Origin of the sequence: Algoriphagus jejuensis, assembly GCF_039523455.1 — a bacterium.
Lineage (GTDB): Bacteria > Bacteroidota > Bacteroidia > Cytophagales > Cyclobacteriaceae > Algoriphagus > Algoriphagus jejuensis.
The window spans coordinates 44,449-63,125 of sequence record NZ_BAAAFI010000007.1 but is presented as its reverse complement, the minus strand read 5'-3'; the positions used below and the strand labels follow the sequence as shown (position 1 = coordinate 63,125).

Here is an 18,677-nt window from a genome sequence, read left to right as displayed (position 1 = left end):
AGAACAATTGATTGAATTCTTTTAAATTTGTACTATGAGCAAACAACGGGAGGAACTAGAGCACCGGCTTAGACTTAGGAATATAAAGCTGTCTGACTACGATGATATACGGGATATTATGGTGTCAATCTACCGAAACCAAGGCGGTGCCTGGACTAAAGCAGAACTAAAAAACCAATTAAAAGCTTTTCCCGAAGGGCAAATCTGCATCGAGGACAACGGCAAAGTCATCGCAGCAGCACTCAGTATTGTCGTCGATTACGCCAAGTTTGGTGATAATCATACCTACGATCAGATTACAGGATTTGGAAAATTTGACACGCACGACGATGATGGGGATACGCTCTATGGAACAGACGTATTTGTTCATTCGGACTACCGTGGCATGCGCCTTGGGCGTCGACTGTATGATGCGCGCAAGGAACTCTGCGAAAACCTAAACCTGCGCTCTATCATCGCGGGAGGCAGAATCCCTGGCTACTCGAAATACGCCGATGAAATGACCCCGAGGAAGTACATCGATCTGGTCAAAAACAGAGAGGTTTTCGATCCGGTGCTGTCTTTTCAGCTGGCCAATGAGTTTCACGTACGTAAAGTGATCACCAAATATTTGCCGTCGGATCTGGATTCCCGAGCCTATGCGACCTTGCTGGAGTGGATCAATATCTACTATGAAAAGGATGAAAAACTAATTGGCAACAAAAAGTCCATCGTGCGCCTCGGCTTGGTACAGTGGAAGATGCGGCGCTTCTCCAATGTCGATGATTTGATGCAGCAGGTGGAATTTTTTGTGGACACTGTATCAGGATACAAATCGGACTTTTGTCTGCTTCCTGAGTTTTTCAACGCACCGCTATTGGCGGCGTTCAACGACATGGATGCTTCGGAAGCGATCCGTAATCTGGCGGACTATACGGATGAGATCGTCGGCCGAATGAGTGAGCTTGCGGTCTCCTACAATGTCAACATAGTCGCGGGCTCCATGCCTGAATATGACGGGAAAAAGCTGCGAAACGTCAGCTACCTATGTCGTCGGGACGGCACGCAGGACAAGCAGTATAAGCTCCATATCACACCCGATGAAGCTTCCTATTGGGGCTTGCAGGGAGGCAATGGCATTCACGTGTTTGACACAGATGCGGGCAGGGTTGGGATTTTGATCTGCTACGACGTGGAATTTCCCGAGTTGGGGAGAATACTCGCCGAGCAGGAGATGGACATCCTTTTTGTTCCGTTTTGGACCGATACCAAAAACGCCTTCCTTCGCGTCAATACCTGTGCAAGATCCCGTGCAATCGAAAACGAATGCTATGTGGCGATTACCGGCTCGGTAGGCAATCTGCCGAAAGTCGAGAATATGGACATTCAATATTCTCAGGCTGCAATCTTTTCTCCCTCCGATTTCTCCTTTCCCCACGACGCAATCGTGGCACAGGCCTCTGAAAACGAGGAGACCATCATCGTGGCCGATGTCGACCTCGATCTACTCACCAAGCAGCGCAAAGCAGGAAGTGTCCGAAATCTGGAGCAGCGAAGACTTGACCTTTACTCAGTACAATGGAAACAGAAAAAATAATCAACGAATACTTCGCTCACGTGCCGGAGGCAGTTTTTGAAAGAGCAAAATCAATCAAAGTCCTGATTACGGACATCGATGGCGTGATGACCGACGGAGGTATTATTTACGATGACCTCGGTACAGAGCATAAGAAATTTAATGTCAAGGACGGTCAGATTGTGCAGCACCTCCGAAAAGCAAAATTCTTGGTCGGAGCGATCACCGGAAGAAACTCTCCCGTCGTGGAAAACCGCTGTGAAGAGCTCAAGTTTGATTTTCACTACCACGGGGTCAAAGACAAGGGAAGGAAACTCGCGGAAGTCTTGGAGATCATGGAGGTTGCTGTCGAAGAGGTGGCATTTATCGGAGACGATCTGAACGATTTGCCGATTCTGGCGAAAGTCGGGCTGGCCATATCACCCGCTGACGCCCTTCCGTATGTGAGAATGCATGCGCACTACGTTTCTCCTTTTTCTGGAGGTAAAGGCGTTTTTCGTGAAGTGGCGGATATTCTCCTTCACTCTAAAGGTCGGTTAATCCCCTTGATCGAATCCCTATCCCAAAAAGAACTATGAAGCGTCACACCCAACCCATGCAGATACGAGAAGGAATTGTATTGGGGTCAGATAAACCGGTACTTTTCTCGGGCCCTTGCGCTGTGGAGAGCTATGATATCTGTATAGAAATCGGTACCAAAGTCAAAGAATGGGCCGCTGAACATGGCTTTTCGTACGTCTTTAAGGCCTCTTTTGACAAAGCAAACCGCACGTCCTCGGGTTCTTTCCGAAGCATCGGCATGGACAAGTCGCTGGAAGTTTTGCAACGGGTCGGAAAGGCACTCGAGGTTCCATTGGTGACCGATATTCACGAAAGCTATCAAGCGGCTGAGGTGGCCGAAGTGGTGGATGTGTTGCAGATTCCTGCATTTCTTTGTCGCCAAACTGATTTGCTTTTGGCAGCGGGAAATACCGGAAAAGCGGTCAAGATCAAGCGGGGTCAATTCATGGCGCCAGAGGATATGCAGTATGCCGTGACCAAAGTAAGATCTACTGGTAATGAAAACGTCTGTCTGACTGAGCGCGGATTTGCTTTAGGTTACCACAATCTGGTGGTGGACATGCGTGGCTTGCCGATCATGCGTCAATTTGCCCCGGTGGTTTTTGACATCACGCATTCTGTCCAGCAGCCGGGTGGTCAGGGAGGCACCAGTGGAGGACAACGGGAATTTGCACCGATCTTGGCCAGGGCAGCAGCGGCCACCGGAATTGACGGCTTCTTCATCGAAACGCACCCCGAGCCTACCAAAGCGCTAAGCGACGGGCCTAATTTGATCCCTTTGCATCGAATGGGAGACTTCCTTGGCATGCTCAAAGAGGCTTGGACCTTGGGAAGAAAATACGAGGATTTCAACGTTTTATAAGCGAATGGTTTTATGAAAAAATTATTTTTTGGGATGCTTTTCTGGGTACTCTCGACATCTGTTTTTGCATTTCAGACCCCTTCAGATTCCGTTTTTACCTTGCTAAGGACAAAACTGGAAGTGGAAAGCCCCACAGAAAAGCCCAGCGTCTCAGGCAATGAATTGGGGAATTCAAATCTGATCCATAAGTTTTATGCCAATCGGAATTTTGCGTCGATTTGGTCGCAAAAAGGAGTCCTTTTAGAACTTGCCTATGAGATGCGCTTTGAAATCCGGCAGTCGAAATTCGACGGATTGGCTCCCCAAGACTATCACCTTGCGCTTGTCGATGCGTATTTTCAGACTTTTGAAGCAAATAAAACAGCAAAAAAGGCCAATGAACCTGCGGACCTGGCAAATTTGGAACTGCTGTTGACTGATGCGTTTTTCGGACTTTCCGAAGATCTCGAGCGGGGTAAGGTAGATCCCGGTAGCCTAAAGGGGGATTGGGAGATCGAACGAAAAGCAGGTTCTGCAGACTACATGAAGCTGCTAGGAGATGCGGTCGCAGCAAACAACATTCGTAAAAACCTGGAAAGTCTGTATCCCAAATTTGCCATCTATAAAAAAGGACGGGAAGTACTGAGGGCTATGGATGAGCGAGCCAAGACGGACACGTTGGATTGGAAACCGATCAAATTGGAAAAATCCATCAAAGTGGGGGATTCCCACACAGCGATTCCCGCGCTGCGAGAGCGACTTAATTATTGGGGATATGCCAAAGAATACCCCCTGTCGGATCCCAAGCTTTATGATTCCGCGATGTTTTTAGGTGTCAGGGCATTTCAATTGAGAAACGGCATGGAACCGGATGGGGTGATCGGGAAAAACACTGCTCTTGGGCTGAACGCATCTCCGACGGCGCTCAGAGAAAAGGCGGCTGTCAATCTGGAGCGGCTGCGTTGGCTTCCCGACACGGTACAAAAGCTGGAGTTAATCCTGGTAAACATCGCCAACTACCAGTTGGACTATGTGAACAAGCTGGACACACTCCTCTCAGCGAGGGTGATCGTTGGTAAACTCTACCACGAATCTCCGGTTTTTACTGCCCAGATGAGTTACATTGTGTTCAGCCCTTATTGGAATATTCCGCCATCGATAGCCAAGAAGGAGATCATTCCAGCGGTGCGAAAAAATCCAAACTACCTTAGCCAAAAGAATATGGATGTAGTCACTTTTTCAGGAAAGCAGGTGAATCCTGCGAGTATCAATTGGTCTGCGAAATCCTTCCCCTACATGGTCCGTCAAAAACCCGGCGGTAGCAATTCTCTGGGATTGGTGAAATTCATGTTTCCAAATGAGCACAACGTTTATATCCATGATACGCCTGCGCGAAGCCTTTTTAGAAAGGAAGACCGTGCCATGAGCCATGGGTGTATTCGGGTAGAAAATCCTGCAAAACTGGCCGAAACACTGCTGAGATCTGACGCAAGCTGGACATCCGAGCGAATCGACATGGCGATGCACCAGGATTCGGAAGTCATAGTCAACCTGCCCCGAAAGATCCCGGTAGTCTTACTCTATCTGACATTTTGGGCAGATTCCAAGGGTGAAGCACATTTCCGACAGGATATCTATGATCGGGACGAGGAGGTCTTGGCGCTACTGAAGAAGTGAGATTTGGGTCAAGAGATATTCAGTACGGTAGGGAGTCGGTCGTTGGGGAAGGTTGGATTTGATTAGATCCAGGGGTTTGCATCTTGATCGATGTGGAATTTCCTCAATTTGGGCAAGCCCTGACTCTATTCCTGAGGTTTGTTTTCCTTCCTTTTGATTCGATTTTCTGCTAATAGCCTGAAAATTAAATGAATGGTTTTTGCTGCTGCGCGCTTTTTTCGATGAGTAAAAAAGCGTACGGACTTTGGGAGTAAAAGGCGAGATACCAAACAGCCTTTTATGAATAAGAAAATATTTATCCCGGTTGCGGCAGTTCTTGTACTTGCCCTTGGCGTAATCTGGTTTTTCAATCAACGCCGATCCGATATTTCTGATGCGCTGGAGCAAAGCCTAACCAGCCAGGAATCAGACGTACTGGCAAGATCAAACTATTCAGCGGAGATTAAATCCATTTATTCCGAAAGAGACTATCTGGAAATTTGGTTGCTGAATGGCCGCCTGTCCAAAGACGGCAAGGAAATGCTTTCTCAAATCGAAGAGTCGAAGTATGATGGCCTGCAGCCGACTGATTACAATCTAGAGCAGATCGTTGCACTTTCTTCCAATCCCGAAAAAGAGAACAAGAAGTTTCGCAATCTTTCATCAGACGAGAAAGTCGAGTTGGAACTCCTTCTTACTGAGGCATTTTTTAATTTGGCTCATGACCTTGAAAAAGGCAAAGTCAATCCTGCTACGCTGGATCCCGAATGGAAATTTGAAGCCAAAGCGACAGATGTCGATTATTCACAATTGCTCAGGGAGGTCGCTGGAGGCGCTTCAGTTGGGAAGATCTTCGAACAACTTTATCCTAACTCAGAGCTATATACTCAGGGAAGGGAAGCAATCAAAGACCTGTACAAGATTCAGGCAAATGACACACTCACCTGGGAGTTTGCCAAAGTAGAGGGAGTGATCAAAGTAGGGGAGAGCCATGCCGCTATTCCAGCTTTGCGCAAGCGGTTGATCTTTTGGGATGTTTTGAAACCGTACGACGCAATGGAATCGACAAGGTTTGATTCCACGATGTTTGAAGGACTTCAAAAGTATCAAGAATCCAACGGAATGAATCCCGATGGGGTTATCGGTTCTTTGGTGGCCGAGTCACTGAATAATTCCCCGCAAAATCTGATAGATATCGCATCGATCAACATGGAGCGACTGAGATGGATGCCGGTGATGGATTGGAATCAGGAGATGGTATTGGTCAATATTGCAAACTACCAGTTGGACTATGTGCAGAGGGGGGATACGGCTTTTACGGCTAAGGTTATTGTGGGAAAGGAATACAGCGAATCCCCGGCTTTCACAGCACCGATGAGCTACATTGTGTTTAGCCCTTATTGGAATATTCCGCCGTCAATTACTCTAGATGAAATCATTCCAGCTGTGCAGAAAAACCCTGATTACCTTACACAGAAGAATATGGAAGTCGTCAATAGTCAAGGAGAGCCCGTGAACGCATCGAAGGTCAAATGGTCAGAAGAAAAGAATTATCGAGTTCGTCAAAAGCCGGGAGGTGATAATTCTTTGGGCTTGGTGAAATTCATGTTTCCCAATGAATACAACATCTACATCCATGATACGCCGGCCAGAAGTCTTTTTGCTAAGGAAACAAGAGCGCTGAGTCACGGCTGTATCCGAATTCAAAACCCGGATCAGTTCGCAAAAATATTATTGGATGATGAGGTATGGGATGACGACAAAATTCAGGAAGCCATGCACCAAGAAAAGGAAGAGACAGTGAAACTAGATCGCGAGATTCCGGTAGTACTACTTTACATGACTTTCTGGGCTGATAAAGACGGGAAAGCCAACTTCAGATCGGATGTTTACAATCGGGATATCGCGCTTTTAAAAGCGCTGCGAAAAACAAAATCAGGCCTTGATCAGGCTTGATTTTTCAAGATAGTTTGGGTCATTTCCAAAGATGAACAGCAAAGATCCATCTTTGATTAGGTCAATAGCTTCTGCAGAAAGTTCACTTGGCAGGGCTGGGCAGCCCAAGCTTCTACCCAGTCTTCCTACTGACGCGGCGAATTCTTCCCGCGCATAATCTGCGCCGTGAATGACGATGGCGCGATTCCTTGCCTGATCGTTGAAACCTTTTTCCAATCCATCCAATCTCAGCGAGTAGCCATGTTTTCCCGAGTAAGTTTCGGCAGTTGTATAGAAACCGAGACTGCTTTTAAAAGATTCTGGCTGATTGGAAAAGGATTTTGCCATTAGTTCTCCCGAATTTCTACCGTGAGACACCACGGAATTGAGCAGAATAAGGCCGTTTTCGGGATCGATGATCCACATCCGTTTTGCCGTGGAAGGAAGACTGAAATCAATCACAGTCAGTACTTTAGATTTGAGTTTGCCCTTCATCTTGGACCAACCCTGGATGGCCATTGTGAAGACTTCCTTGGACGGAAGTGCGTCACCGCTTCCATGCAATCCGCCGTAAATCAGGGTGACTGGATCAGTGGATTTCAGGGTGTTTGGACTGTTTTCTTTGAAATTTGCATTAGAGAAAGTTCCTATAAACAATAGGATGGTAAGCGCAATGGTTTGGGTAAGCATAAGCGTTTCGGTGAACGTGCAAAGTTAAGGTGATATCCTAAGAGTACAAACGTCCTTTCCTTCAGTATCTTATGAATTGTCGCTAAAAAAAAGTGAAAATATCTGGGGAACCTTCGCAGGGCCAATGTTCGTTGGGATGAATGCACGAGTATCGGATGTGATTTTAATACCAATAGATTATTCTGTAATTTCGCGTTTCGAAAATAATTCCACGGTAGGCGACGGTACTTCGAGTGCTGGATCACGTTAAAGTGAAAACTATTCGAACAAATTTGCAAACCCGCTGTTTTAGCATTTCATGAGAGTATCAGTTTATAGAAAAGAGCATTTCAACGCAGCTCACCGTTTGTTTAACCAAAACTGGTCCGACGAAAAAAATGAGCAGGTGTTTGGCAAGTGCAACAATCCCAGTTTTCATGGGCACAATTACGAATTGATTGTACAGCTAAAAGGCGAAATAGACCCGGAAACAGGGTATGTTTACGATATGAAGGTGCTGAGCGAGCTGATCAAAAAGCACGTTTTGAATAAGTTTGACCATAGAAATTTAAATCTGGATACCGATGAATTCAAGAATCTCAACCCGTCCGCTGAAAACATTGCAGTGGTTATTTGGAATATTTTGAGGGAAAAAATTGATCGACGATTCGAATTAACGATTCGACTTTATGAAACGGAAAGAAACTTTGTTGAATACGATGGGAATTAATATCGCCCGGGCATCTTTTGAGGATATCGGAGATGAACACGTAGGAACTTCCCTGGAAACACCCCTTCGCGAGGACGCTTTCGAGATGGAGGACACCCTGAAGATCGAGCTGATCGAGAAGCACTTTCGCGAAATCATGCATATCATGGGCTTGGATCTCACAGATGACAGTCTCAAAGGCACCCCCCATCGTGTGGCAAAGATGTATGTGAAGGAAGTTTTTAGCGGATTGGATCCGAAGAACAAGCCGATCGCAAAGCTTTTTGAAAACAAATACAAGTACAATGAAATGCTCGTGGAAAAGAATATCACCTTCTTTTCGCATTGCGAGCATCACTTCGTGCCGATTCATGGCAAAGCGCATGTTGCTTACATTTCCAACGGAAATGTGATCGGACTGTCCAAAATCAACCGTATCGTCCAGTATTTTTCACAGCGGCCACAAGTGCAGGAAAGACTGACGATGCAGATTGGAAACGAACTGAAAGAGGCACTGGGGACGGACGATGTAGCGGTAATCATGGACGCAGACCACATGTGTGTAAGCTCAAGAGGCGTGAAGGACACAACAAGTTCCACCCTGACGTCGTTCTATTCGGGTAAGTTTGAAAAAGACGAGCAAACTCGAATTGAGTTTATCAAATACATCAGTTTAGAGAGATGATTTGAAAGACTAAACCAACTGGAAACCGGGCTGAAAAGTCCGGTTTTTTTATTTTTACCAAAGAGACTAGGAGAGAAAAGCCAGACTACCCTGCTTTTCCCGGCGCAATATTCTCCTTTCCCATTGTCATGTAAAGAGAAATATCAGCAGAAGGCCTCCCTCGGACGAATAGCCTACTATTTTTTAACCAGCCGATACTGATCTATATAGGTATCTGAAGTGGCAGAGCGTGTGTCATGAGAAAACTCTAAAGTTTTGTCAGATTTAGTTAGATCATATTCGCCTGATAAAACCAACGTCCAATCAAAATCCGCCGTCCAAGGACATTCATTCTGAAACGTAATCTTATCTCCCTCAATAGAATAGTTGCCCCGGCATAGAGCAGGATATTTGGCGATGTTACTGGTTCCGCTCCAGCGATTGCCTTCAAAAGTAAGGGTGATGTTGGCAATGCTGTCTTCTCCCCAAACCCAATCTCTTTGAAACGTCCCTTCGTAGGTGCCGATTGGTATTCTCCGGTTAGAAAGATTACCATCTCCGCAGCCAGTTAATAAAAATAGGGAGAGGAAGTATAGTTTTAGGTTCATTGATTCTTGAAAATAGGGTCTGATTTTAAGACGCAGGTATTTTGGGCAACGCTACTGATGTCGGCTAGATTTATTGTCTCTGATGAATTAGGTAGATTTACATATGAAGCTCATTTATTCTGTTTCGGTTTTTATGGTTCTTGCGTTTTCCTGCACCAAGCCTGATTCCAATATTTCCTATTTCAACTCCGTTACAGGCGCTTTTCCAATGGATTCCATAGGTTTGACCCTGATTCACGAACATATGCTGGTGGATTTTATTGGAGCAGATTCGGTGTCTCCGGAGCGGTATGAGCGAGAGGACGTCATAGCCAAAGTCTTGCCCTATCTTCTGGATGTGAAGGAATATGGCGTGAAAACCATCTTCGATTGCACCCCTTCCTACTTGGCGAAGGATCCGATTCTGCTCAAAGAACTCAGCGAAAAGTCGGGAATCCGGATCGTGACCAACACCGGCTACTATGGGGCAGTGGGAGGGAAGTACCTGCCTGATTTTGTATTGGTCGAATCAGCGGAACAACTCGCAAATCGCTGGATTGGTGAATTCGAAAAAGGAATCGAGGGAACCGGCATCAAGCCTGGTTTCATCAAGATTTCCGTAAATGAATCGAATCCGCTTTCGGAAGTCGACGGGAAGCTGGTTCGGGCGGCGGGCGTCACATATCAAAAGACAGGTCTGAAAATTGCCTCACATACTGGAACTTGGGTTACCGCCAAGCAGGAAGTCGCCATTCTGCAAAGGATGGGGATTGCTCCGTCGGCCTTTGTCTGGGTTCATGCGCAGGCGGAGCGAGACTTTCAGAATTACCTGGAAGCTGCCAAACTCGGCGTCTGGATCAGTTTGGATGGAATCGGCTGGAGCGTGGAGGAATATGTGGAGCGTTTGGTTTTTGCGAAGCAAAATGAAATCCTGGATCAGGTGCTGATCTCTCACGATGCGGGCTGGTACGATCCTGCGAAAGCCGGAGGAGGAGAATTTGTGCCCTTCACGAATATCTTCGAAAAGCTGATCCCGGCCTTGAAAACCGGAGGATTTGATGATTCCGACTTTGAGCTTTTGTTGATTGAAAACCCAAAACAGGCATTTGGGCTCAATCAATAGCAAGTTGTTTTTTTCTCGCAGAGCCGGAAAGACGCAGAGAAGCAGTGGGAGGTTGAGATAGAGATCGCGCAGAAACTTTGCGTTTTTTCGCCGTTGTGAGTGCCACTCACGACATTTTCGGCGCTCACAAACCCCAATTAGCGAAGAGTTTTTTTCTCGCGGAGCCGGAAAGGCGTAGAGGGGAAGAATGATTTAGCATGTGTTGCAATTCAGAATTTTCTGAAATCTAAAAAAATGTGAGCGAGGGCAATCACATGGGCGACAGAAGTAGCAGTCGAGGTGTGCACAGAAACTTTGCGTCTCCTGCGTCTTGGCGAGCAATCAGAATAGGTGAGTGATACTCACAGCAGCGAATTTCCATCTATTACGTGGTAGGCAGTATTCGTTTTTCGATGAAGGGATTATAAAAGGCTAAACCTTAAATTTGCTGCCTAGGCCTATTATTTCTATTATGTCAATTTTCACAACCCAAAAACTGGCGAAACTAACCCTTGTCGTCGGACTAAGCGTCGCTACCCAGATTTCCTTTGCTCAATCCAATGATACCATTCCCGAGACCCAACTTGGCGAAGTGATGGTGACTGCGCAAAAGGAGACCGAAAACCTTCAAAAGGTGCCTTTTTCGGTATCCAATATTGATGATCGCAAGGTAGAGGAGATGAACCTTTGGCAAACCAAAGATCTTCGGGGCTACATCCCAAACCTATACACGGCTAATCCCGGCGACAACAGAAACGTGATCTCCGTCCGGGGCATCACTACCACATCCTATGAGCCGGCGGTGGCCACCTATGTGGATGGCGTGAATCAATTTGGACTGGATACCTATTTCTTTCTGCTCAATGATGTGGAGCGGATCGAAGTCCTCCGTGGTCCGCAAGGGACACTCTACGGCCGCAATGCCATGGGAGGAGTGATGAATGTCATCTCCAAACCAAAGTCAGATGAACTCTCCGGGTTTGTCCGAACAGATATAGGAAACTATGGCTTCAACCGATTGGCTGCCGGTGTGAAGACCATGTTGCTTCCGCAAAAGCTGTATTTCGGCGTTTCCGTTTTGTCTGACAGACTGGATGGATACTACACCAATTTGTATAACAACAGTGATTTTGACACACAAAAGAACTTCTTGATTGCCGGCAATATCAATTACCTTTTTGCAAAAAACTGGGAGGCAATTCTCAATGTGAAAAGTAATGCCGGAAGAAATGGCGGGCCGTTCTCCTTGGCACCAGATCCGGATTCGGCTTTGGAAAATCCTTTCGAAGTCAATCAAAATGTCATTACCGAAATGGTGGACAACAGCCAAAACATTTCTTTAGTCCTCAAGAACTCAGGGCCGAGATTTAACTTTTCGTCGCAGACGGCATACCAGAATAACTACCGCTTTTACAAGACTCCGATTGATGGGGATTTCTCGCCAATTGACGGTGTTTCTATCGTAAACGATTATGGGAAAGATTGGAATACCGTTTCCGTTTGGACGCAAGAATTTAGATTGGCTTCCGCAAATACAGGTCAAAAGCTGAATTGGCAGGTTGGTTTCTTTGGTTTCACCTCAGATGCTCCAACTAGGCAGGGCGTCTACTTTGGAGATGATGCTGAATTGGTCGGTTCGCCGATTTCCAATTTCACTACGATCAATACAAACATAGCGGAAGGATACGGCTACGCATTTTTTGGGCAAGCAACTTACAGTTTGACTCAGAAACTTAAAATGACGGTCGGCTTGAGATCCGATTATGAAAAAAAGGAATTGACTGTCGGGCAGGAGCTGGACTTCGGGCAGGGAGATCCAATCGTGACGCAGCCGGATACCTTGGGAAGGGTTGACTATACTGCCGTCTCTCCCAAAGTTGCTTTGGCTTACCAGCTCGCCAACACGAATGAAATATATGGAAGCTATAGCCGCGGTTTCCGGCCGGGAGGTTTGACGCAGATCGGCTCAGACCCCAGCAACCCGCCCTTGTTTGCCTATGAACCTGAGTTTTCCAACAACTTCGAAATCGGGAGCAAGAACTACTTTTTTGACCGAAGGATGCGAGTGAATGTATCCGCTTTCATCACGAAGATCTCGGATGTGCAGGTACCCGGATTGATCCTGCCGGATGCGATCGTAGTGACGCAGAATGCGGGTGATCTGACCAGCACAGGAGTGGAGTGGGAGATCAATACGATTCCGACGAGGAATCTGAGCATAGACTGGAGCTTTGGCTATACGCATGCGACCTTTGACAAGCTTTCCCTTCCGGGTGAAGATGGAGAAGTTGACTACGCTGGCAATAGACAGATCTTTACCCCAGATATGACCTCGATGCTTGCCGCGCAGTGGACGCCACAGTTTTTTAATTCCAAAGATCTAAGCTGGATAGTAAGAGGCGAATGGCTGTACTTCGGCGAGCAGTTTTTCAACCTGGAAAACACCATCAGTCAGGATGCGTATCAAATCGCCAATGCCAAGTTTGGGGTGGTCTCCGAGCAAATGGAATTGACCGTCTGGGCTAAAAACATCTTCGATACCACTTACATCGACTATGCGTACAGCTTTGGCCCGTCTCACTTGGGAAATCCGGCTACTTTCGGCTTGACGGCGATGTATAAGTTTTGACTAAGAAAAAACTAACGGAAGTAAAAGTAAAAAAGAGCTTGGTTGGCCAAGCTCTTTTTTTGATGCCTGGGTAGTGTCACATCTTTATATACTGGCAAAAATAGGGAGTTTACCACTCACTGTGCAGCAAGAACCAGATTTTACTTCAGCTTAAACCCGATCCGATAAGTCGCCATTAAATACCAAGGCCAATAGCCGTCGAAGGAAGACATGCTCACTACAGCGGAATTTCTGCGGTTTTCATTTTTGCTTTTCCAATCGAATGCAATTTGCTGAGTGTAACCTAATCTGGAGAATCGTTCGATACTGTAGCGATGATCAGGCTGGTCATTTTCCCCATAAACTGTGCTAACCCAATAGTTTTCACTTCCAATTTGGAACGAGGGGCCGACAGCCAAGGAAATTCTGAAATTCTTTTTGGTCTTTAACAGATCGTATTTGAAGGTTGCATTGGTGAAAAGTCCAGAAGAGTTGTCCTGCTCCAGATTTTTGTCATCGTAATTGTCAAATGATTTTATGGATTGGTAAAAGGTCAGGGACGGATTCACAGAAGTTCTCTCGCCGAGTTTAAAGCTCAGTTCATTACTGAAGTTAAGTCCGTACAAACCGATGTCCCCATCGATAGCTGGGCCTACGCCTACATAGTAGGTCAGTTTTGCGTCGCCTTGGGCAAAGGCAGTTGATTGTGCAAAGAATGTCACAAGGAAAGCGAGAGCCAGTACTGATTTTTTCATATAGTTGGATTTGAATAAGCGCGCAAAACTGTCGAAAAATCCGCAAAAAAAAACGCTTAGTTGAAAAATTGTCCTTGCTCTGCAATAGGCATCAAATTGTTGCCTAAGCTTCGTTTGGCCAGCCTCTTAGGAGATTTAGGAGTGATCTGTCGCAGAGGCGGAAAAATGGGAGGAATAAGATGGAAGACTGGTGTTTTGCAGGTTCGAACGTTTTCGGCTTATTGATAGGTCTCCAACACCTTTGCGTCAATCGCGTCTCAACAAACAATTTAACTTTACTTAGGTAGCTGCTCTTTTGCCAACTTGATCCTGGTCAATGTCTTTTCATCTCCGCTAGGAACTAAATCTTGGACGGTATCTAGTGTCTTCTGATAATAATCCAGCCAACCGTCTAGAATCTTTTGTTGGTCTTCCGCAGATCCTCCAGCCGCGATTGTCTGTTTGCTTAGCCGTCTCTCAATGGATAGGCGGTTCATCGCCTCCGCTGTCAGCATTTCGAGCATCTTTTCAGCGGTTTTTGCATCAGCATTCAGTAAGGTAAAAGCCGAAACCATCGCTGCTGTGCCCACGTTTTGCATGGTTTTTTGAGAGACCTTGTCGAGCCGGTCATTGTCCGTGTGGTAAAACTGGTCCGTAAAGTGCCAGAGTAAGAGCCCGGGAATATCCGCCTGCAGGAATGGCGTGTGATCGGAACCTCCTTCGAAGGGGTTGGTTTTCACCACCCAGTTCGCATGTTCTCCTTGCGCTTCAAAGACATCGATGATGTAATCATTCAGGTAGTGCGGTTTCATGTCCTCCAAGTTAAGTGGCTTACCGCCCCATTCGCTGTGCTTGTCCTCGCCACGTGTCCAGATCGCACTTGGATCGGGCATCTTTTCGATGAGGAAAGTGCCTCCCGTCAGGTCGGTATTTTCTCCCACCATATCCAGGGAGATGCCCCATTTGATTTCAGCTTCTCTTTTTTCTTTTTCCTCGATATAGCGACGGGTAGAGATGATCTCGTCTCCCCACAAGAAAGTCAGCGTACGCTTCAGATCCAGCTTTTTCTCCCGCATCAGTTTGGCGCTGAGCATGGCCATCTCCAGTTGGGTGCCGACTCCGGTAGCATTGTCGTTGGCTCCGGGTTCTTGGATGTGGGCGGAGAGGACGAGGCTCTCCAGCGGCAGTTCGCTGCCCTTGATATTGGCGACGACGGTCAGCTCCTCGGAGTCGTAGATCTTGGTTTGGATCTTGACTTGGACTTCCACGTTGCCTTTTTCCAGGGCTGATTTGAGTTTTTCTTTGGCTTCGAAAGACATCGCAACCGCCCAGGCTGGATGCTCCGGGTTGTATCGCAAGCCCCGAAATTGGATGGACGTGGCGTTTTTCTCAGGTTGCAGGTATTCGGGGTTGTCGTAGGTGAGCGTACCGATGGCTCCGCCTTCGCTGATCCCTTTTTCATAGGTTCGGTAGCTGCCCTCGGCAAAGATGATCTTGCCTCTGAGGTCGGTGGTTTGCAGCTCCTCTTTGTTTCGCAGAAAGACCACTTCAGCCGTCACTCCCTCAGCCGGAGTAGAGCTGGAATTCAGGTAAGTCATATTCCGGTTGGTCTCCGAAGAAAGTAAAAACTCCTCGCTTCCGACGATTTTCAGGGAAGCCGAGACGGGCTCCCAAGTCGGGCGGTCCATGGTGCGGGTTTCGATCCGATAGGTGAAGCGATCCGCAGCTTTCGCCTTTTCCTCCAGCACATAGCCCGCCGTTTCCAACTTTTCGGCGATGCGATAGACCGTTTCGTTGAAGCCTGTATTCCCGGCGATCCTCCAATATTGCTCTACAAAAGCCACTGTCTCATAGGCCACATCGCCCTTGAACTCAGGCCTGATCAGCTTGAAATAGGGATCGGTGATTTTTGCCAGCGGAGCTTTTTGGGCGAAAGAAATATAGCTCAGGCTAAATGACAAAAGGGTCAAGACTGCTTTAATTTTCATGTTGAGTCTGTGGAGATCTGCTTGGTTATCGGCTGCTAGTTAGTATTTCGCAGGGAAAATGGAAAGCTAGACTTTTGATCTTTTAAGATTAAGTGAAACACGATGCCTGCCCATCATTGACGATAGCCTACACCAAAAAAGTTGATCACTACTCGGAATGGCTGTCGGTATCTGGCTGCTATTACAGTTGCCCAGTGACACATAGTTCATTGAATAGTGCCATAGAATTCTGTTTTTTTGACCGCCAGCGACCAATCAGTCCTTTTGCGGACAGAATAGAAGATGCGCAAAAGGCCTCTGAGCTACTCCCAAACCTTTTTTTTGTGCTGGCACTTTCTATGCAACCATTCCGATAAAACCTGCATCTAAAAATTGAAGCTAAGCCAACTCTTCTTTTTCTCCTGACTTTCCCCCTTCCAACTATGCTGAAAAACCACCTCCTCATTGCGCTCCGGAATCTCAAAAAGCATAAGTTTTACTCCGCGATCAATATCCTTGGTCTCTCAGTTGGGGTGGCGGTTTGCATGATCATCTCCCTCTTTGTAGTCAATGAGATTTCGTATGACCGACACTTTGCCAATGCCGAGCGGATCTATCGGGTTCACAGTGACATCATTTTTGGTGGCAACCACTGGGATATGGTGCTCGCACCCGCACCGATGGCGGAGGTGCTGCCGGAGGATTTTCCCGAAGTGGAGGCGGCAGTGCATTTTCGCTCTCGCGGCTCTTACCTGGTCAGAAAGCAAAACGAAAGCAACAATATCAAAGAGGACGGCGTCATCTGGGCCGGAAAGGATTTTTTCAAAGTCTTTGACCTCGCTGTTCTTCAGGGTACTGCCGACGGCGCGTTGTCCGAACCCAATACTATGGCGATCAGCCAAAAAGCCGCGGACAAGTATTTTCCTGGGCAGGAAGCTGTCGGCAAATCCCTGACCTTGGATCATGACCAAGAATTCAGGATCACGGCGGTCTATGAGGATATTCCTGAAAACAGCCATTTTCATTTTGACTTTTTGCTGGCAGCAGCGGGACTCGACGAGGCCAAGCGGATCGTCTGGCTGAGCAACAATTTCCAGACCTATCTGCTTCTTCGAGAGGGGGCCAATGCTGCAGCTTTGGAGGAAAAGTTTGACCACTTGATCAAAAAACACATCGAACCGGAGATCGCCCAGCTGTTTGGAGAGGGAGCAGGGGTGAATGACTTGGTGAATGCCGGTGGCAAGCTGGAGTTCAGCCTACAGCCGCTTCTTGATATTCATTTAAAAAGCGACCTGATGGGTGAGTTTGAGCCTAATTTCAATATCACTTATGTCTATCTTTTTATAGCAATTGCCCTGTTTATCCTGGTGATCGCCTGTATTAATTTTATGAACCTGTCAACTGCCCGTTCGGCCAACCGAGCCAAGGAAGTGGGGATTCGAAAGGTAATGGGTTCCTTTAAGTTTCATCTGATCCGACAGTTTTTGATGGAGTCTATGGTGATCAGCAGCGTGGCTTTCATTCTGGCGATTCCCGCAGTTGCATTAGCTTTGCCTGTGTTTAATGAGCTGGCAGGCAGAAACCTGAGTGTGCCTTTTTCCGAAGTGGCATTCTATGGAGTTCTGCTGATGGGAGCCGTTGTGACGGGCGTTTTGGCTGGGATCTATCCGGCTTTTTACCTGTCGGGATTCAAGCCGATTGAGATTTTGAAAGGAAAAGTGTCTCTCGGAATGCGGAGTGGTATGATCCGCAGTTCGCTGGTGGTATTTCAGTTTTCTATCTCCATCATCCTGATCATCGCGACGATGATGGTGTTCAAGCAACTGGACTACATCCAAAACAAGAAAATTGGCTTCAACAAGGAGCAGGTCATCACGGTGGATGATGTCTATGCGCTGCAGGACAACAGGCAGGCGTTTAAAGACGAAGTGCTCAAGAACAGCATGATGGAGAGTGGTACGCTGACGGGCTATTTGCCGGTCTCCGGTACTTGGAGGAGCGATTCTCCTTGGTGGTCTGAAGGGAAAGACCCCAAGCAAACCGAAAATCTGGTCAGCACCCAAAACTGGGAGGTGGACTACGATTACATCAAAACCCTTGGAATGAACATCATCGAAGGCAGGGATTTTTCCCTTGAATTCCCGTCTGATTCCAATGCGGTCATCCTCAATGAAACTGCCGTTCGCAATCTGAACTTTGTGGGAAATCCCATTGGCCAAAAGATCTATTCTCTGGCAGATGGAGAGCAGTTGAACATGGATGCCACTACCGCGAAAACCGTAGTCGGCATTGTGGAGAATTTTCACTTTGAATCGCTGAAGGAAAACATCGGCGCGGTGATGATCTTTTTGAGTGAGAAACCAACGGGGATAGCCTCTTTCCGCTTCCATTCTCAGGATACGGAAGCGGTGACTGCCCATTTGGAAGCTACCTGGAATCGTTTTGCTCCCGGTCAACCGTTTAACTATTCATTTTTGGATGATCGGTTTGGGAATATGTATGCCTCAGAGGTTCGCTTGGGGAAAGTGTTCGGAATATTTGCAGGCTTTGCCATCCTGATTGCCTGCCTGGGATTGTTTGCATTGGCGGCATTTACTGCCGAGCAGCGAACCAAGGAAATCGGGATCCGAAAAGTGCTCGGTTCCAGCGTCGGCAGTATCGTGGTTTTGCTCTCCAAGGAGTTTACCAAGCTCGTGTTGATCGCCTTTGTAATCGCAAGTCCACTGGCTTGGTGGGCGGTTCAAAGTTGGCTCGCGGACTATGAGTTCAAGACCGAAATCGGCTGGGCGGTATTCCTTGGTGCAGGGCTCTTTGCCTTGGTGATCGCTTTGGCGACCATCAGTTTTCAGTCGGTGAAAGCAGCGACTTCCAATCCGGTCAATTCGCTGAAGTCGGAGTAAGAGAGTATCAAGTAGCTAGTAGCAAGAGCCAAGAATTTACGATATACGAAATACGATTTACGAGGTGAATAGGCGAGGAGACGTATGAACAAGGCTTGACGCCTGAAGTACCGATCTTTACCACTTTCCCACTTTACAACCTTCCGACTGTCCGTCACCCCAATTTTACAATTTTAGAATTTTCAAATT

General features: G+C 47.1%; 14 protein-coding genes. 10 read left to right on the top strand and 4 right to left on the bottom strand.

Features of this window, described 5'->3' with window-relative positions; translation table 11 throughout:
* The first annotated feature begins 34 nt into the window (after window positions 1–34).
* The 5 genes from ABD031_RS08135 (at window position 35) to ABD031_RS08115 (ending at window position 6,569) form a co-directional block, all read left to right on the top strand.
* The gene (locus ABD031_RS08135; RefSeq protein WP_343850188.1) at window positions 35–1,576 is read left to right on the top strand and encodes a GNAT family N-acetyltransferase; all 1,542 of its coding nucleotides are present in this window, start codon (window positions 35–37) and stop codon (window positions 1,574–1,576) included.
* The gene (locus ABD031_RS08130) at window positions 1,558–2,133 is read left to right on the top strand and encodes a KdsC family phosphatase (RefSeq protein WP_343850186.1); all 576 of its coding nucleotides are present in this window, start codon (window positions 1,558–1,560) and stop codon (window positions 2,131–2,133) included. Before ABD031_RS08135 ends, ABD031_RS08130 begins: the two co-directional genes overlap by 19 nt.
* Window positions 2,130–2,978, top strand: coding sequence for a 3-deoxy-8-phosphooctulonate synthase (kdsA, locus tag ABD031_RS08125; RefSeq protein WP_343850184.1), 849 nt, complete (start codon window positions 2,130–2,132; stop codon window positions 2,976–2,978). Before ABD031_RS08130 ends, kdsA begins: the two co-directional genes overlap by 4 nt.
* 12 nt (window positions 2,979–2,990) lie before the next feature.
* Window positions 2,991–4,634, top strand: a complete 1,644-nt coding sequence (locus tag ABD031_RS08120) for a L,D-transpeptidase family protein (protein ID WP_343850183.1) — start codon at window positions 2,991–2,993, stop codon at window positions 4,632–4,634.
* 279 nt (window positions 4,635–4,913) lie between these two features.
* On the top strand, window positions 4,914–6,569 hold the full coding sequence (locus ABD031_RS08115; protein WP_343850182.1) for a L,D-transpeptidase family protein: 1,656 nt from the start codon (window positions 4,914–4,916) through the stop codon (window positions 6,567–6,569).
* Here the strand turns inward: ABD031_RS08115 and ABD031_RS08110 are convergent.
* On the bottom strand, window positions 6,549–7,238 hold the full coding sequence (locus ABD031_RS08110) for a murein L,D-transpeptidase catalytic domain family protein (RefSeq protein ID WP_343850181.1): 690 nt from the start codon (window positions 7,236–7,238) through the stop codon (window positions 6,549–6,551). The genes ABD031_RS08115 and ABD031_RS08110 overlap by 21 nt on opposite strands.
* Before the next feature lie 298 nt (window positions 7,239–7,536).
* On the opposite strand from ABD031_RS08110, the gene ABD031_RS08105 reads away from it, so the two are divergent.
* Together ABD031_RS08105 and folE are read left to right on the top strand one after the other, a co-directional pair.
* A complete protein-coding gene (locus ABD031_RS08105) occupies window positions 7,537–7,947 on the top strand; it encodes a 6-pyruvoyl trahydropterin synthase family protein (RefSeq protein WP_343850180.1) in 411 nt (136 codons plus the stop codon).
* Window positions 7,907–8,611 (top strand): GTP cyclohydrolase I FolE, encoded by a 705-nt coding sequence (gene folE, locus ABD031_RS08100; protein ID WP_343850178.1) that lies wholly within the window; start codon window positions 7,907–7,909, stop codon window positions 8,609–8,611. The genes ABD031_RS08105 and folE overlap by 41 nt, the downstream gene beginning before the upstream one ends.
* Before the next feature lie 176 nt (window positions 8,612–8,787).
* On the opposite strand, the gene ABD031_RS08095 is transcribed toward folE, so the two are convergent.
* A complete protein-coding gene (locus ABD031_RS08095) occupies window positions 8,788–9,198 on the bottom strand; it encodes a hypothetical protein (RefSeq protein WP_343850177.1) in 411 nt (136 codons plus the stop codon).
* A 103-nt stretch (window positions 9,199–9,301) separates the two neighbouring features.
* Between ABD031_RS08095 and ABD031_RS08090 the strand changes: the two genes are divergently transcribed.
* Entirely contained in the window at window positions 9,302–10,300 is a 999-nt protein-coding gene (locus tag ABD031_RS08090) for a phosphotriesterase family protein (RefSeq protein WP_343850176.1), read from the top strand.
* Window positions 10,301–10,751: 451 nt separating this feature from the next.
* Window positions 10,752–12,908 (top strand): TonB-dependent receptor, encoded by a 2,157-nt coding sequence (locus ABD031_RS08085; RefSeq protein ID WP_343850175.1) that lies wholly within the window; start codon window positions 10,752–10,754, stop codon window positions 12,906–12,908.
* Between the two features lie 140 nt (window positions 12,909–13,048).
* Here ABD031_RS08085 and ABD031_RS08080 read toward each other — a convergent pair whose 3' ends face one another.
* On the bottom strand, window positions 13,049–13,642 hold the full coding sequence (locus ABD031_RS08080) for a hypothetical protein (RefSeq protein WP_343850173.1): 594 nt from the start codon (window positions 13,640–13,642) through the stop codon (window positions 13,049–13,051).
* 275 nt (window positions 13,643–13,917) lie between these two features.
* Complete coding sequence (locus tag ABD031_RS08075) at window positions 13,918–15,609, bottom strand: M28 family peptidase (protein ID WP_343850172.1); 1,692 nt, start codon at window positions 15,607–15,609, stop codon at window positions 13,918–13,920.
* 422 nt (window positions 15,610–16,031) lie between these two features.
* Here ABD031_RS08075 and ABD031_RS08070 point away from each other — a divergent pair, with 422 nt between their 5' ends.
* Entirely contained in the window at window positions 16,032–18,488 is a 2,457-nt protein-coding gene (locus ABD031_RS08070) for an ABC transporter permease (RefSeq protein ID WP_343850171.1), read from the top strand.
* Window positions 18,489–18,677 lie beyond the last annotated feature (189 nt).

What these genes read in the sequence shown, in the direction of transcription:
- ABD031_RS08135 (WP_343850188.1), top strand. Translation starts at nt 35, where the DNA reads ATGAGCAAACAACGGGAGGAACTAGAGCACCGGCTTAGACTTAGGAAT.
- ABD031_RS08130 (WP_343850186.1), top strand. Translation starts at nt 1,558, where the DNA reads ATGGAAACAGAAAAAATAATCAACGAATACTTCGCTCACGTGCCGGAG.
- kdsA (WP_343850184.1), top strand. Translation starts at nt 2,130, where the DNA reads ATGAAGCGTCACACCCAACCCATGCAGATACGAGAAGGAATTGTATTG.
- ABD031_RS08120 (WP_343850183.1), top strand. Translation starts at nt 2,991, where the DNA reads ATGAAAAAATTATTTTTTGGGATGCTTTTCTGGGTACTCTCGACATCT.
- ABD031_RS08115 (WP_343850182.1), top strand. Translation starts at nt 4,914, where the DNA reads ATGAATAAGAAAATATTTATCCCGGTTGCGGCAGTTCTTGTACTTGCC.
- ABD031_RS08110 (WP_343850181.1), bottom strand. Translation starts at nt 7,238, where the DNA reads ATGCTTACCCAAACCATTGCGCTTACCATCCTATTGTTTATAGGAACT.
- ABD031_RS08105 (WP_343850180.1), top strand. Translation starts at nt 7,537, where the DNA reads ATGAGAGTATCAGTTTATAGAAAAGAGCATTTCAACGCAGCTCACCGT.
- folE (WP_343850178.1), top strand. Translation starts at nt 7,907, where the DNA reads ATGAAACGGAAAGAAACTTTGTTGAATACGATGGGAATTAATATCGCC.
- ABD031_RS08095 (WP_343850177.1), bottom strand. Translation starts at nt 9,198, where the DNA reads ATGAACCTAAAACTATACTTCCTCTCCCTATTTTTATTAACTGGCTGC.
- ABD031_RS08090 (WP_343850176.1), top strand. Translation starts at nt 9,302, where the DNA reads ATGAAGCTCATTTATTCTGTTTCGGTTTTTATGGTTCTTGCGTTTTCC.
- ABD031_RS08085 (WP_343850175.1), top strand. Translation starts at nt 10,752, where the DNA reads ATGTCAATTTTCACAACCCAAAAACTGGCGAAACTAACCCTTGTCGTC.
- ABD031_RS08080 (WP_343850173.1), bottom strand. Translation starts at nt 13,642, where the DNA reads ATGAAAAAATCAGTACTGGCTCTCGCTTTCCTTGTGACATTCTTTGCA.
- ABD031_RS08075 (WP_343850172.1), bottom strand. Translation starts at nt 15,609, where the DNA reads ATGAAAATTAAAGCAGTCTTGACCCTTTTGTCATTTAGCCTGAGCTAT.
- ABD031_RS08070 (WP_343850171.1), top strand. Translation starts at nt 16,032, where the DNA reads ATGCTGAAAAACCACCTCCTCATTGCGCTCCGGAATCTCAAAAAGCAT.